This window comes from Actinoplanes sp. NPDC049599, from assembly GCF_044465625.1.
Taxonomy (GTDB): Bacteria; Actinomycetota; Actinomycetes; order Mycobacteriales; family Micromonosporaceae; genus Actinoplanes.
In genome coordinates this window covers 79225-93569 of record NZ_JBITLX010000027.1, presented here as the reverse complement: position 1 = coordinate 93569, position 14345 = coordinate 79225, and the positions used below count along the sequence as shown (strand labels likewise).

The following is a 14345-nucleotide window of genomic DNA, read 5'->3' as shown; positions in this document are numbered from 1 at the left end:
GAGGCAGGCTCTAGGCTGATGCCCGACACGTCGAACCCACAATGTCGTGGGTGAGGGGAGCCCGAGGTCATGGCCGTCGCCGATGAGGCAGCGCTCGAATCCGATCCCGAGCTGGATTTCGGGCCCGGCCCCGGGCTGGCCCAGACGGGCCGGCTGGGGACGTCCGACGATGAGCTCGACGAGCCGCTGCCCAACGCCGAGCGCCTGGTGGCGCAGGCGGTGGAGCTCGCGGGTCAGGATCACACCACCGCGTCGCTGGTCGGCCGCTTCTGGCGGTTCGCGCCGGACGAGGAACTGGTCGGCTACACCCCGGCCGAGATGCATGCGGCAGCGCTCGCCCACCGCGAGCTGGCGCGTCACCGCCGCCCCGGCGAGCTGCGGCTCGACATCAGCCCGCCGCCCGAGGGCCAGTCGCACACCGTGCTGTCGATCGTCACCGACGACATGCCGTTCCTGGTCGACTCGGTCACCGCCCTGCTCGTCGCTCACCAGCTCGACGTGCACCTGCTGGTGCACCCGCTGATGGTGGTCCGGCGCGGGCCGGAGGGCGAGCTGGCCCAGCTCGAGGCCGACGTCGAGCCCGACGACGCGATCGACGGCGACCTGGTGGAGAGCTGGATCCGGGTCGAGATCGACCCGGTGCGCAACGCCGACGCGCGCGCCCAGCTGCACCAGGAGCTGCGCCGGGTGCTCACCGACGTGCGCGACGCCGTCGACGACTGGCCCCGGATGCGCCAGCGCGCGGTGGTCATCGCCGACGAGCTGGCGCACGCGCGCGGCTCCGAGCGCAAGCTGCCGGTGCCCGACAAGGACGTCACCGACACCATCGAGCTGCTCAAGTGGCTCGCCCACGACCACTTCACCTTCCTCGGCTACCGGGAATACCAGCTGGTCGGCGAGGTGCTGACGGCCGTGCCGGGCACCGGGCTGGGCATCCTGCGCGGCGCCAACAGCACCCCGCGCAAGCTGTCCACGATGGCGCCCGAGGCGCACCGGCGCGCCCTGGAGAAGCGGCTGCTGGTGATCACCAAGGCCAACTCCCGGGCCACCGTGCACCGCTCGGCCTATCTGGACTACATCGGCGTCAAGGTCTTCAACGATTCCGGCGAGGTCGTCGGCGAGCGCCGCTTCCTGGGCCTGTTCTCCAGCTCGGCCTACCGCACCAGCGTCCGTGAGCTGCCGGTGGTCCGCCGCAAGGTGATGGAGGTGCTGGACCGCTCCGGGCTGTCGCCGCGCGGGCACTCCGGCAAGGACCTGCTGCAGATCCTGGAGACCTATCCGCGCGACGAGCTCTTCCAGATCAAGACCGATGACCTGTACGAGGCGGTCGTCGGCGTGCTGCGGATGGCGGGCCGCCGGCAGTTGCGGCTGTTCCTGCGCCGCGACGGCTACGGCCGGTTCATCTCCTGCCTGATCTACCTGCCCCGGGACCGCTTCACCACCAGCAACCGCCAGGCCATGCAGGAGATCCTGCTGCGCGAGCTGAACGGCATCGGGGTCGACTACACGACCCGGGTGACCGAGCGGATGCTGGCCCGGGTGCACTTCATCGTGCGCACCGACCCGGCCGACCCGCCGGGCGCGGTGGATCCGAACGTGCTGGCCGAGCTGCTCGCCGACGCCACCCGGATGTGGGACGACGACTTCTCCCTGGTGCTCGAGCGCAAGCTGGGCGATGAGCCGGCCAAGGACCTCTTCGGGCGGTATGCGGCCGCGTTCCCGGACAGCTACAAGGACGGCCACACCCCGTACGAGGCGGTGCAGGACATCGCCAAGCTGGAGCTGCTGGAGGAGACCGGCCAGCTCGAGATGCACCTGTACCGCAAGCGCCACCTCAACCGGGAGGGCCAGACCGAGCCGGACGACGCCGACGTGCGGTTCAAGGTCTTCCGCTACGGCGAGCCGATGATGCTCTCCGCCGTCCTGCCGGTGCTGCACTCGCTGGGCGCCCGGGTCGTCGACGAGCGGCCGTACGAGGTCCGTCGCCCGGACGGCACCGTCTACCTGTACGACTTCGGCCTGCTGCCGCCGGCCGCGCACCGGGAGCTCTCCGAGGTGCGCCCGCAGGTGGAGAACGCGTTCGCGGCGGCGTGGCGGGGCGAGGCCGAGGTGGACGGCTTCAACGAGCTGGTGCTGCGCGCCGGGCTGACCTGGCGGCAGGTCGTGGTGCTGCGGGCGTACGCGAAATATCAGCGGCAGACCGGCAACGTCTTCTCCCAGCGGTACGTGGAGTCGACCTTCATCGCCTATCCGGAGATCGCCCGGCTGCTGGTCCAGCTCTTCGAGGCGCGGTTCTCGCCGCGGCTGGAGCTGGGCGAGGAGGAGCGGGCCCGGCGCGGCGACGACCTGGCCGAGCAGATCACCGTGCTGCTGGACGACGTCGACAGCCTCGACCAGGACCGCATACTGCGCTCCTACCTGACCCTGATCCAGGCCACCCTGCGCACGAGCTTCTTCCAGCGCGGCGCCGACTCCCGCCCGAAGTCGTACGTGGCGTTCAAGCTGGACCCGCAGGCCATCCCCGACCTGCCGGCGCCCCGGCCGAAATACGAGATCTTCGTGTACTCGCCGCGGTTCGAGGGTGTGCACCTGCGCTTCGGCGCGGTCGCGCGTGGCGGCCTGCGCTGGTCCGACCGGCGGGAGGACTTCCGCACCGAGGTCCTCGGCCTGGTCAAGGCGCAGATGGTGAAAAACGCGGTGATCGTGCCGGTGGGCGCCAAGGGCGGCTTTGTGCTCAAGCAGAAGCCGGGCGACCGCGACGAGGCGGTGGCCTGCTACCGGCTGTTCATCGGCGCGCTGCTCGACGTCACGGACAACATCCACAGCGGCAAGATCGTGCCGCCGGTGGACGTGGTCCGGCACGACAGCGACGACCCCTACCTGGTGGTGGCGGCCGACAAGGGCACGGCGACGTTCTCCGACATCGCCAACGAGATCTCGGTGAGCAAGGACTTCTGGCTCGGCGACGCGTTCGCCTCCGGCGGCTCGGCCGGCTACGACCACAAGAAGATGGGCATCACCGCCCGCGGCGCCTGGGAGTCGGTCAAGAAGCACTTCCGCGACCTGGGCACCGACACCCAGTCGCAGGACTTCACCGTGGTCGGCGTCGGTGACATGTCCGGCGACGTCTTCGGCAACGGGATGCTGCTCAGCGAGCACATCCGGCTGGTGGCCGCGTTCGACCACCGGCACATCTTCCTCGACCCGGAGCCGGACGCCGCGTCGTCGTACGCGGAACGCCGCCGGCTGTTCGACCTGCCGCGCTCGTCCTGGGCCGACTACGACGCCGCGCTGATCAGCGCGGGCGGCGGGGTCTACCCGCGGACGGCCAAGTCGATCCCGGTCACGCCGCAGGTCCGGGCGGCGCTGGCGCTGGGCGACGCGGCGGCGGTGAGCCCGACCGAGCTGATGCGCGCCATCCTGGCCGCGCCCGTCGACCTGCTCTGGAACGGCGGCATCGGCACCTACGTGAAGGCGAGCACCGAGAGCCACGCCGAAGTCGGCGACAAGGCCAACGACGCGATCCGGGTCAACGGCCACGAGGTGCGGGCCAACGTGGTCGGCGAGGGCGGCAACCTGGGCCTGACCCAGCGCGGCCGGATCGAGTACGCCCGCATCGGCGGCCCGCCGGACGAGACCGGCGCCGGCCACGGTGGCCGGATCTTCACCGACTTCATCGACAACACGGCCGGCGTGGACTGCTCCGACCACGAGGTGAACATCAAGATCCTGCTCGGCGCGGCGGTGACCGAGGGCGAGCTGACCCTGCCCGACCGCGACGAGCTGCTGGCGACGATGACCGACGAGGTCGCGGCCCTGGTGCTGCGGGACAACTACGAGCAGGCCACCGCGCTCGGCAACGCCCGGTCGCAGGCCCACTCGCTGCTGCCGGTGCACCGCCGGATGCTCACCACCCTGGAGCAGTCCGGCCAGCTCAACCGCGAGCTGGAGGCGCTGCCGAGCGACAAGGAGTTGGCCCTCCGCTACGAGGCCGGCGACGGGCTGACCGCGCCGGAGTTCGCGGTGCTGCTGGCGTACGTGAAGATCTCGCTCGAACGCCAGGTCCTCGCCGACGTGCTGGTCGACGAGGAGTGGACCAACGACGTCCTGGCCCGCTACTTCCCCACCCCGCTGCGCGAGCGGTACGCGACCCGGATGGCCGGCCACCGGCTGCGTCGCGAGATCATCTCGACCGCGCTGGTCAACGAGGTGGTCAACCGCGGCGGCACGTCTTTCGTGTTCCGGGCGATGGAGGAGAGCGGCGCCTCCGCGGCGGACGTGATCCGGGCCTATGTGGTGGTCCGCGACGTGTACGGCCTGCCCGACCTGTGGGCGGCCGCGGAGCAGCTGGACAACAAGGTGCCGACGCCGGCCCAGACGCTGGTCTACCTGGAGACCCGGCGGCTGCTCGACCGCGCGGTCCGCTGGCTGGTCAGCAACCGCCGCTCGCCGATCGACGTGGTCGGCGAGATCACCCGCCTCCGCCCGGGCGTCGCGACGCTGCTGACCCAGCTCCCGACGGTGGTCATCGGCGTGGAACGCCGCTCGCAGGAGGCCCATGTGGCCACGCTGACCGAGCGCGGGGTGCCGGCGCAGCTCGCCGACGTGGTCTCCCGGGTGGTCTACGGCTTCGGCCTGCTCGACATCCTGGAGACCGCCCGGGCGACCGGCCACGACGCGACCGAGGTGGCGAAGGTCTACTTCGTGATCTCGGAACGCTTCCAGATCGACCTCCTGCTGTCGCACATCTCCCGGCTGCCCCGCGGCGACCGCTGGCAGACCCTCGCCCGCATGGCCCTGCGCTACGACCTGTACGCGGCCCTGGCCGGACTGACGGCGGAGGTGCTCCAGTCGACCCCGGCGTCGGCGGCGCCGGAGGACCGCCTGGCGGAATGGGAACAGGTGAACGCGGCGTCGATGGCCCGCACCGGCAACGCGATGGGCAACGTGGCGGAAGCCCCGGCCGACCTGGCGGCGCTGTCGGTGCTGCTCCGCCAGATCCGCACCCTGGTGAAAACCTCCTCGGCAGGCTGACCCGCGAGCCACGCCCGCCACGCCCGCCCCGGCCGCCCCGGCCCGACCCCACCGGGAGCGGCCGGGCCCCTTGCGGCCGACCCGGCCCGACCCCACCGGGAGCGGCCGGGCCCGTTGCGGCCGACCAGGGCCCGGCGGCGCGGTGCGGCCTGTCTCGCTCGGCGGCTGCGAGCAGCGGCCGGTCCCGCCGGCCCCCGGCCGGTCCCGCCGGCCCCCGGCCGGTCCCGCCGGCCCCCGGCCGGTCCCGCCGGCCCCCGGCCGGTCAGCGTCGGGCGAGGTCCTCGTTGACGAAGGTGGCGATCGCCGTTGCCACCTGCTGCGGTGCCCGGCGTTCCGCGTTGTGACCCTGCCCGTGCAGCGGCACTCGGCGGGTGTGCGGCAGCGCCCGCTCCAGCGCGTCCAGCCGTTCCGTCAGATGCCGGGGCGATCTGTCCCCGCCGAGCAGCAGGATCGGCAGCTCCAGCCGCGCGTACACCGGCAGCCGCACCCCCAGCTCGTCGATCGCGTCGTTGTCGTCCAGCTGGCGTCCCACCCGCCGCCGGTATTGCGGGTGCCGTCCCACCAGCGCCCCCGCCAGCCAGGCCAGCGGCGCGGGCATCCGGACCACGTCGCGCACGAAGATCGCCAGTGCCTTGCCCGGCTTGTCCCGGGCGAGCGCCGCGCGGGCCGCGGCGAGCTTGTCGGCGCTCAGCGGCGGGCCGATCACCACAGGCGGTTCGTAGAGCACGGCGCCCGCGTATGCCCCGGGGTTCGCGACCAGGGCCTCCAGCGCCACCACCGCTCCCGACGAGTGCCCGACCAGCACCGGCCGGTCCAGTTCCGCCGCGATCGCCGCCACGTGCTCGACCTCCTGGGGCATCGTCACCGGCCCCGGCAGGTCCATCCGGTAGCGGCGGCGCTCCAGCCGTACCGTCCGGAAGCGGTCCCGGAGCAGGTCCGTGACCGGCTGCCAGACCGTGCGGTCGCCCATGCCGCCGTGGATCACCAGGATCGGCGGGCCGCTGCCCTCGTCCACCGCCACCGCTTCCGTGCCGTCCTCGGTGATCACCCGCACGATCTCCTCCTTAGCGCTGCTAAGGGAAATTTAGCACTGCTAAGGTGACTCCGTGAAGGGCCTGACGCGGGATGTGCTGATCGAGGCGGGGCTGAAGCTGCTCAACGAGGTCGGGCTCGACGGGCTGACCGTGCGCAAGCTCGCGACCGAGCTGGGCGTCCAGTCCCCGGCGCTGTACTGGCACATCCGCACCAAGCAGGAGCTGCTCGACGGCATGGCGAACGCGATCATCGTGCGCGCCGGCATGGGGCCGCCGCGCCCCGACGAGACCTGGCAGGAGTGGCTGGCCCGGCGTGCCCGGTCCTACCGTGCCTCCCTGCTGGCCAGCCGCGACGGCGCACGGGTGGTCTCCGCGGCCGTGCGGGGCGGCGACGCGGTCCGGCACTTCGAGCAGGAGCTCGCGGCGATGGTCGAGCGCGGTTTCACCCCGGTCCAGGCGCTGCGCACGATCACCGCGCTGAGCCACTACATCAACGGCCACGTGCTCCAGGAGCAGGCGGTGGCCGGCGTGGCCGGGCGCGGCGAGCGCCCGGACCTCAGCGAGCTGCCCACGCTGGCCGCGGCCTTGCGAGGCGGCAGCCCGATCGGCGACGAGGTCTTCGAGTACGGCCTCCGCATCCTCATCAAGGGCACGGAGTCACAGGTCACCGTCTGACGCCCGCCAAGGTACCCCCGAGGGGTATATGCTGACGACATGACGCGGCAGATCGAGCTGGAAATCGGCGGCATGACCTGTGCCGCCTGCGCCAACCGCATCGAGAAGAAGCTCAACCGTCTTGATGGGGTCACCGCCACGGTCAACTACGCGACCGAGAAGGCGCGGGCCGTCGTGCCGGCCGGGCTGACCGCCGCCGACCTCATCGCCGTGGTCGAGAAGACCGGCTACACCGCCGCCGAGCCGCTGGCCGAGCCGGTCGCCGATGCGCCGCGCGCCGATCCGCTGCGCACCCGGCTGCTGGTCTCGGTTGCGCTCAGCGTGCCCGTCGTCGTGCTCGCCATGGTGCCGGCCTGGCAGTTCACCTACTGGCAGTGGCTCTCGCTGACCCTCGCCGCCCCGGTCGTGGTCTACGGCGGCTGGCCGTTCCACCGCTCGGCGTTCGTCAACCTGCGGCACGGCGCCGCCACGATGGACACCCTCGTCTCGATCGGCACCCTCGCCGCGTTCCTCTGGTCGCTCTGGGCGCTCTTCCTCGGCGACGCGGGCATGCCCGGCATGCGGCACCCGTTCGAGCTGCGGGCCGGCTCCGACGGCGACGCCCTCTACCTCGAGGCCGCCGCCGGGGTCACCACCTTCCTGCTGGCCGGGCGCTACGCCGAGGCCCGCGCCAAGCGCCGGGCCGGCGACGCGCTGCGCTCACTGCTCGCGCTCGGCGCCAAGACGGTCACCCTGGCCGACGGCCGCGAGATCCCGGCGGAGCAGCTCCAGGTCGGCGACCTTTTCCAGGTACGGCCGGGAGAAAAGGTCGCCACCGACGGCGCGGTGGTCGACGGCTCCTCCGCGCTGGACCAGAGCCTGCTCACCGGCGAGTCGGTGCCGGTGGAGGTCTCCACGGGCGACCCGGTCACCGGCGGCACGGTCAACGCCGGCGGCCGCCTCGTCGTGCGGGCCACCCGGGTCGGCGCCGACACCCAGCTCGCGCAGATGGCCCGGCTGGTGGAGGAGGCGCAGGACGGCAAGGCCGCGGTGCAGCGGCTGGCCGACCGGATCTCCGGGGTCTTCGTGCCGGTGGTGATCACCCTCGCCGCCGCGACGCTCGGCTACTGGCTCGGCACCGGCCAGGGCAGCACGGCCGCGTTCACCGCCGCGGTGGCCGTGCTGATCATCGCCTGCCCGTGTGCGCTGGGCCTGGCCACGCCGACCGCGCTGCTGGTCGGCACGGGCCGGGGCGCGCAGCTGGGCATCCTGATCCGCGGCGTGGAGGCGATGGAGTCCACCCGCCGGGTCGACACGATCGTGCTGGACAAGACCGGCACCGTGACCACCGGCGTGATGGCGGTCTCCACTGTGCTGCCGGAGCCGGGGCACACCGCCGAGGAGGTGTTGCGGCTGGCCGGCGCCGTCGAGGCGGCCTCCGAGCATCCGCTGGGCCGGGCGATCGTCCGGGCGGCCGCGGTGGCCGGCCCGCTGCCCGCGGTCAGCGAGTTCCGGGCCACGGCGGGCGTCGGCGTGCGCGGCATCGTCGACGGCATGGAGGTGGAGGTCGTCCGCGGCGCGGGCGACACCGCGGAGACCTGGGTCGAGGTCCGCGCCGACGGCACGGTCCGGGGGCGGCTGGCCCTGGCCGATGCGGTACGCCCGACGAGCGCCGCCGCCGTCCGCAGCCTGCGCGGGCTGGGACTGGAACCGGTCCTGGTCACCGGCGACGCGCCCGCGGTGGCCGAGGCCGTCGCGGCCCAGGTCGGGATCACCGAGGTGATCGCCGGGGTGCTGCCGGCGGGCAAGGTCGACGTGGTCAAGCGGCTGCAGGCGGAGGGCCGTTCGGTGGCGATGGTCGGCGACGGCGTGAACGACGCGGCGGCGCTGGCCCAGGCCGACCTGGGCGTGGCGATGGGCGCGGGCACCGACGTGGCGATCGAGGCTTCCGACCTGACGCTGATGCGCGACGACCTGACCGCCGCCGTCGACGCCGTACGGCTGGCGCGGCGCACCGTGACCATCATCCGCGGCAACCTGTTCTGGGCGTTCGCGTACAACGTGGCGGCCCTGCCGCTCGCCGCGGCCGGCCTGCTCAACCCGATGATCGCGGGCGCGGCGATGGCGTTCAGCTCGATCTTCGTGGTGGCCAACAGCCTGCGCCTGCGCCGCTTCCAACCCGCGGCAGTGTGAGCCGGGCGCCTCACCCGATGATTGCTCCCGAAACCATCGGTACGCCCGGCCCACCATCCGTGCCGCAGGGGCCCTTCGAACCGGTCCCGAGGTCCGAAGCCCTGCGACATCCCCAGATCCACCTGCAGAAGTGACGCTACGTGGCGATGAGGGCACAGCGGAAGCGCTGGGTGTGCGATTTGACCGTTCGGCTGGCCGACCTCGGGCGACAGATCCGGCCATACCCGCCCGACGGGTCGAGAACCACCCCCCACCACACCGAACGGCTGAGCAGTCAATTACTTTCCGTGATGAAGGCTGTCTGCACGAAGAGTGACTAGTCGTCCCGACGGATCATGTCGAGCAGCGCCAGGATCTGCCGCAGCGCGGGCCGCAGCACCCGCAGCCGGGACAGCCCGACCAGCCGGTCCACCAGCGGCACGACCCCGTCGATCAGGCGCCGGGTGCGGCGCTGGTCGGGGGAGCGGTCGTACACCCAGAACAGCACCACCCCCATCCAGCCGAGCCAGAGCAGCTCCGGCAGCTCCTTGCGCAGCTCCGGGTCGAGCTTGGCGGAGGACCCCTCGACCACGTCCCGGAAGATCGTGATGGCGGCCTCCCGAGCCGGCGAGGACTCCCGGGAGAACGGGCTCAGCGGCGACGAGGGCTCGGCGGCCGTCTTGAAAAACGTGGCGGCAAACGAGTGATACGGCTGGTTGACGTCGATCCCGGCATGCAGAACGCCCCGGAGCCGACCGGCGAAGTCCCGCTCGGTCGCCAGCACGTCCCCGGCCGCGGCCCGGTGCGCGGCCTGGTTACGGTCGTAGAACCCCTGGATCAGGTGTTCCTTGGAGTCGAAGTAGTAGTAGGCGTTGCCGACGGCGACCCCGGCCTCCTTGGCGATCGCCCGCATGGTGGTCTCGGTGTAGCCGCGCTCCCGGAACAGCCGCAGCGCGGTCTCCAGGATCAGCTGCCGGGTCTGCTCACCGCGGGCCCGGCGCGGCTTCTCCTCACCAAGGTCACCTTTGCCCCCCGCGCCACTCTCGGCAACGATCCCGGTCGCGGTGGGGTCGGCGGTCACGGTCCGGACACCCGGCCCGCCGCCGTCGTCCGGCACGCTCCCGGGCCCGCTGTCGGGGCCGACCGCAGACCCGGGCGCGCCGCCTGCGTCGGCGGTGAATCCGGGCGTGGAGGTGGGCTCGTCCGCGGTGCCGTCGCCGCTTCCGGTCCGGGGTTCGTGGCCTGCTCGCGGAGCCCTCGCCGCGTCCGGTTGCGCGGCGGGCCGGCGGGGCGGGCGCACCCCCGGGCCGGCGCCGGGCTCATCGGCGGCGGGGTCAGCGGCACTGGTCGTCACACCCGTCACCGTAGTCGCCCACCGGCAGCGCCTGGTCGCCCGACCGCGTTGACTGCCGGACGGCGGCGGCCGCGGCGATGAACCGCCGCGCCGTCGGCAGCAGCCGGGGCGACCCGAGCCGCTCGGCCATCCCGCGGTAGTCCGCCAGCGCCCACAAGCAGGCCAGCCAGGCCCCGTCCGAGACGTAGACCAGACCGCCGTCGGTGATGACCGTCAGATCCCGCAACGTCGCGGCATGGTCCAGCCCGGGGAAGCGCCACCGGGCCTCGCCCGACCCGGCCGGCACAAAATGCAACGGTACGAGCTGAGCGCGCCCGGCCAGCCAGCGATGCGCGGCCCGGCAGATCGGACAGCCCTCGTCGTAGAGAACGGTGAAGTAGGCGACCCGGCCGGCCCCGTGACCGGCCGGATCGACGACCTCCGTCATGCCGGCGTCGGCGGCGGAACCAGGCCAGGACCACCCAGCCCGCCACCGTGCCCGCCGGTCCCAGCCGCGCCACCGTGCCCGCCGTATCCGGCCGGGCCGCCGGAAGTGCCGGGTGCGCCCGGGCCGCCGGAAGTGCCGGGTGCGCCCGGGCCGCCGGAAGTGCCGGGTGCGCCCGGGCTGCCGGGTCCTGCCACGCCGCCGGGGCCTGCCATGCTGCCGGGTCCTGCCATGCCGCCGGGGCCTGCCATGCCGCCCGGACCGCCAGGGTGTCCCGGGCCGCCGCCCGGTTGCGGATACATCGGCAGCCGTCCGGCCGGCGGCAGCGGCGGCATCACCTGCTGCTGGCGCAGCCGCCCGCGCCGGTACCGGCCGAGGAGGAACACGTTGCACACGTGCAGCACCCCCAGCACCAGCAGCACAAACCCGATCTTGTAGGACAGCGTCTCCAGCGCCCGAGCCGCGTCCGGCACCTGGGCGCCCGATCGCATCGCCACCGCCACGAAGCCCAGGTTCAGCAGGTAGAAGCCCATCACCAGGAGCTGGTTCACCGCCCGGGCCAGGCGGCTGTCGGCGAAGACGTCCTCCAGGAAGACCAGCCCGTTGCGGGACAGCGTGGTCGCCACCCAGATCGTCAGCGCGATGCTGATAAACAGGTAGACGAGGTACATCCAGACCTTGTGGTCCACGGCCCTCCGCCTTTCTTGAACGTGTTCAAATGGTGTCCGCCCGAGCGTAGGGCTTTATTTGAACGCGTTCAAGGAGATGTGGACCACAGATTCCGGGAGGCAGCGGCGGGTGGCGGCCCGCCGCTGCCTCGGTCCGGGTGTTTCACTTCGGCGCGGTCAGCCCCAGGGCTTCCGCCGCCGCGCGGCCGTTGGCGTGGCTCGCGCCGTACGTGGTGACGAAGGCTCGCGCCCCCACCGGCCGCCAGTCGGCCGGCCAGCCCATCTCCACCACGCCCACAGTATGGCGTGCCGCGAGCGCCTCGATCAGCTCGCGGGTCGCCGCCGCTCGATGGGTGTGCCGCCCGACGATCACGATCGGCCGGGACCCCGCCTGTTCGGCCAGTCTCTCGGGGCGCGCCTGGGCCGGCGCCACGGAGACCAGCTCGGTGCCGTTCAGGTGCGGTGCGAGGCCCCACGGCACCCGGCCCTCGGCGATCGAGTGACCCGATTCGAGCTGGACGACCAGCGGGTCGGCGAGCTCCACCAGCGAGCCCTCGACCCGGACCGCCCGGCGGGCCGCCGCGTACCCGAGACCGGCGTCGTGCCGCTGTGGCGTCACCGGCCGTTGGGTCCAGGCGGCCAGCGCGGCCGTCCGTTCCGCCGCTTCCTCCAGCCGGCTCAGCGGCAGCCGGCCGTCGCCGACCGCCGCGACGATCTCCGCCGCCACCAGGTCAACGAGGTCGAGGCTGACCCGCGCGCCGATGCACAGCAGGTCGGCCCCGGCCGCCAGGGCCAGCACCGCCGCCGCGCCGATCCCGCCCGCGGCCAGCGTGGCGCCCTTCATCTCCAGCGCGTCGGTGACGACGGCGCCGCGGAAGCCGTACTCGCCGCGGAGCAGGTCGGTCAGCACCGCGCGGCTGAAGGTGGCGGGTCCGGCGCCGGTCAGCACCGGTACGCGGATGTGCGCCGTCATGATCGCCTGGGCCTCCGCCGCCACCGCCGCCGCGAACGGTGGCAGGTCACGCTCGCGCAGCAGGTCGAGGCCGGCGTCCACGGTGGGCAGTTCGAGGTGCGAGTCGGTGAGCGTGGCGCCGTGGCCCGGGAAGTGCTTCGCGCAGGCGGCGACGCCGGTGGACTGCAGGCCCGTGATCGCGGCGGCGGCGTGCCGGGCCACCCGGAGCGGCTCGGCGCCGAACGAGCGGGTGCCGATGATCGGGTTGTCGGCCGCGGTGTTCACGTCGACCGTCGGGGCGAGGTCGAGGTTGATCCCGGCGTCGACCAGGTCGGCACCGATGGCGGCGTAGACCGTACGGGTGAGCTCCGGGTCGTCGACCGCGCCGAGCGCCGCGTTACCCGGGTACGGGCTGCCGGTCCGGTGCGCCAGCCGGGTCACGTCACCGCCCTCCTCGTCGATCGCGATCAGGGCGTCCCGCCGTACCGTGCGGAGCCCGGCCGTCAGCCGGCGCACCTGGGCCGGCTCCGCGATGTTGGTGCCGAACAGGGTGTGCCCGGCGAGGCCGTCGGCGAGCAGCCGCGCCGCCCAGTCCGGCGCGCTCGGGCCGGGAAACGCCGCGAGCAGCGTGCCCAGGGCCAGGTGGCGGAGTCCGGCGTCGATCGCCATGGTGTCCTTCCTCGATGCGGATCTGGTTTTCCCGGCGGCCGACCTGCATGATCGTCAGATGTCTATCGGGCACGCGGCGCAACCAGTTTGCCCGCTGACCGTTACGCTGCGGCTACATGATCTGTGCCGGTCACAGCAATAGGAAATAATCCTAAATATCAAGGGACTCAGTTATGGCCGCCACCCGCCTACCGGGCACTCCTCGACTGCTGCGTGCGCTCAACGACCGTGCCGCGCTCGAGCTGCTGCTCGCGAAGGGCCCGCTGACCCGCGCCCAGCTCGGCGAGATGACCGGGCTGAGCAAGGTGACCGCGTCGCAGCTGGTCGAGCGGCTCGAGGAGCGGGGCCTGGTGCGCCGCGTCGGCGAGCAGGCCGGTGGCCGCGGCCCGAACGCGCAGCTGTACGCGGTGACCCCCGGCAGCGCGCACGTCATCGGCGTCGAGGTGCTGCCGGACCGGGTGATCGCCGCCTGCGCCGACATCACCGGCGAGGTGGTCGGCCGCAGCGAGCAGTCGACCCAGGACAGTGACGATCCGGTACGCGCCGTGCACAGCGCCGTCGTCCAGGCGGCCAGCCGCGGCGGCACCGACATGGAGTCGGTACGGCGGGTCGTGCTCGGCACCCCCGGCCTGGTCGACCCGCAGACCAGCGAGGTCTCGTTCGCCTTCGACCTGCCCCGCTGGCACCGCGGCCTGCTCGCCGAGCTGCGCAAGGACCTGCACACGCCGGTGGTCTTCGGCAACGACGTGAACCTGGTGGCCATCGCCGAGCAGCACCACGGCGCGGCCAAGGGCGTCGACGACTTCGTGCTGATCTGGGTCGGCCGCGGCGTCGGCCTGGCCACGGTGATCGGCGGCCGGCTGCACCACGGCAGCACCGGCGCGGCCGGCGAGATCGGCTACCTGCCGGTGGCCGGCGCCGAGATCCCGCGCAACGCCACCAAGCGCGGCGCCAAGGGCGCCTTCCAGACCCTGGTCGCGGCGGACGCGGCCAAGGCGATCGGCAAGAAGTACGGCTTCCGCGGCAACGAGTCCGCCGACGTGGTGCGCGCCGCGGTGGCCGCCGGCCCGGCGGGGGAGGCGATGCTCGACGAGCTGGCCGCCCGGCTGGCCCTGGGCGTCGCGGCCACCTGCGTCGTGCTGGACCCGCCGCTGGTGGTGCTCGCCGGCGAGGTCAGCCAGGCGGGCGGGCCGGCCCTGGCCGAGCGGGTCGAGAGCGAGGTCGCCGCGATCACCCTCGTCGCGCCGAAGGTGGTGATCAGCGAGGTCGCCGTCGAGCCCATCCTCAACGGCGCGCTGCTGACCGCGCTGGAGTCCGTACGGGATGAGGTCTTCGGATCCACCACCGGTTGAGGCGGCACGGCGTCCGGGGCGCGCGCCCCTGC

9 protein-coding genes and 1 pseudogene are annotated in these 14345 nt (G+C 73.0%); 5 read left to right on the top strand and 5 right to left on the bottom strand.

Going from position 1 to position 14345, the window contains the following annotated elements; translation table 11 throughout:
* Positions 1-69: 69 nt before the first annotated feature.
* Together ACIBQZ_RS34225 and ACIBQZ_RS34220 are read left to right on the top strand one after the other, a co-directional pair.
* Positions 70-3798, top strand: a pseudogene (locus ACIBQZ_RS34225) (NAD-glutamate dehydrogenase); the annotation flags it as partial.
* Positions 3796-5034, top strand: a complete 1239-nt coding sequence (locus ACIBQZ_RS34220) for a hypothetical protein (RefSeq protein WP_396093016.1) — start codon at positions 3796-3798, stop codon at positions 5032-5034. The pseudogene ACIBQZ_RS34225 and the gene ACIBQZ_RS34220, both read left to right, overlap by 3 nt.
* Before the next feature lie 262 nt (positions 5035-5296).
* Here ACIBQZ_RS34220 and ACIBQZ_RS34215 read toward each other — a convergent pair whose 3' ends face one another.
* Positions 5297-6088 (bottom strand): alpha/beta fold hydrolase, encoded by a 792-nt coding sequence (locus ACIBQZ_RS34215; RefSeq protein WP_396092981.1) that lies wholly within the window; start codon positions 6086-6088, stop codon positions 5297-5299.
* Positions 6089-6140: 52 nt separating this feature from the next.
* On the opposite strand from ACIBQZ_RS34215, the gene ACIBQZ_RS34210 reads away from it, so the two are divergent.
* Complete coding sequence (locus tag ACIBQZ_RS34210; protein WP_396092980.1) at positions 6141-6743, top strand: TetR/AcrR family transcriptional regulator C-terminal domain-containing protein; 603 nt, start codon at positions 6141-6143, stop codon at positions 6741-6743.
* 39 nt (positions 6744-6782) lie between these two features.
* Positions 6783-8915: a heavy metal translocating P-type ATPase gene (locus tag ACIBQZ_RS34205; RefSeq protein WP_396092979.1), complete on the top strand. Its 2133-nt coding sequence runs from the start codon at positions 6783-6785 to the stop codon at positions 8913-8915.
* Positions 8916-9231: 316 nt separating this feature from the next.
* Here ACIBQZ_RS34205 and ACIBQZ_RS34200 read toward each other — a convergent pair whose 3' ends face one another.
* The 4 genes from ACIBQZ_RS34200 to ACIBQZ_RS34185 form a co-directional block, all read right to left on the bottom strand.
* Positions 9232-10248: a TetR family transcriptional regulator gene (locus tag ACIBQZ_RS34200; RefSeq protein WP_396092978.1), complete on the bottom strand. Its 1017-nt coding sequence runs from the start codon at positions 10246-10248 to the stop codon at positions 9232-9234.
* Positions 10229-10675 (bottom strand): thiol-disulfide oxidoreductase DCC family protein, encoded by a 447-nt coding sequence (locus ACIBQZ_RS34195; RefSeq protein ID WP_396092977.1) that lies wholly within the window; start codon positions 10673-10675, stop codon positions 10229-10231. The genes ACIBQZ_RS34200 and ACIBQZ_RS34195 overlap by 20 nt, the downstream gene beginning before the upstream one ends.
* Positions 10672-11361 (bottom strand): hypothetical protein, encoded by a 690-nt coding sequence (locus ACIBQZ_RS34190; RefSeq protein ID WP_396092976.1) that lies wholly within the window; start codon positions 11359-11361, stop codon positions 10672-10674. The genes ACIBQZ_RS34195 and ACIBQZ_RS34190 overlap by 4 nt, the downstream gene beginning before the upstream one ends.
* 142 nt (positions 11362-11503) lie before the next feature.
* On the bottom strand, positions 11504-12961 hold the full coding sequence (locus tag ACIBQZ_RS34185; protein ID WP_396092975.1) for a glycoside hydrolase family 3 N-terminal domain-containing protein: 1458 nt from the start codon (positions 12959-12961) through the stop codon (positions 11504-11506).
* A gap of 173 nt (positions 12962-13134) precedes the next feature.
* Between ACIBQZ_RS34185 and ACIBQZ_RS34180 the strand changes: the two genes are divergently transcribed.
* Positions 13135-14313, top strand: a complete 1179-nt coding sequence (locus ACIBQZ_RS34180) for an ROK family protein (RefSeq protein WP_396092974.1) — start codon at positions 13135-13137, stop codon at positions 14311-14313.
* Positions 14314-14345 lie beyond the last annotated feature (32 nt).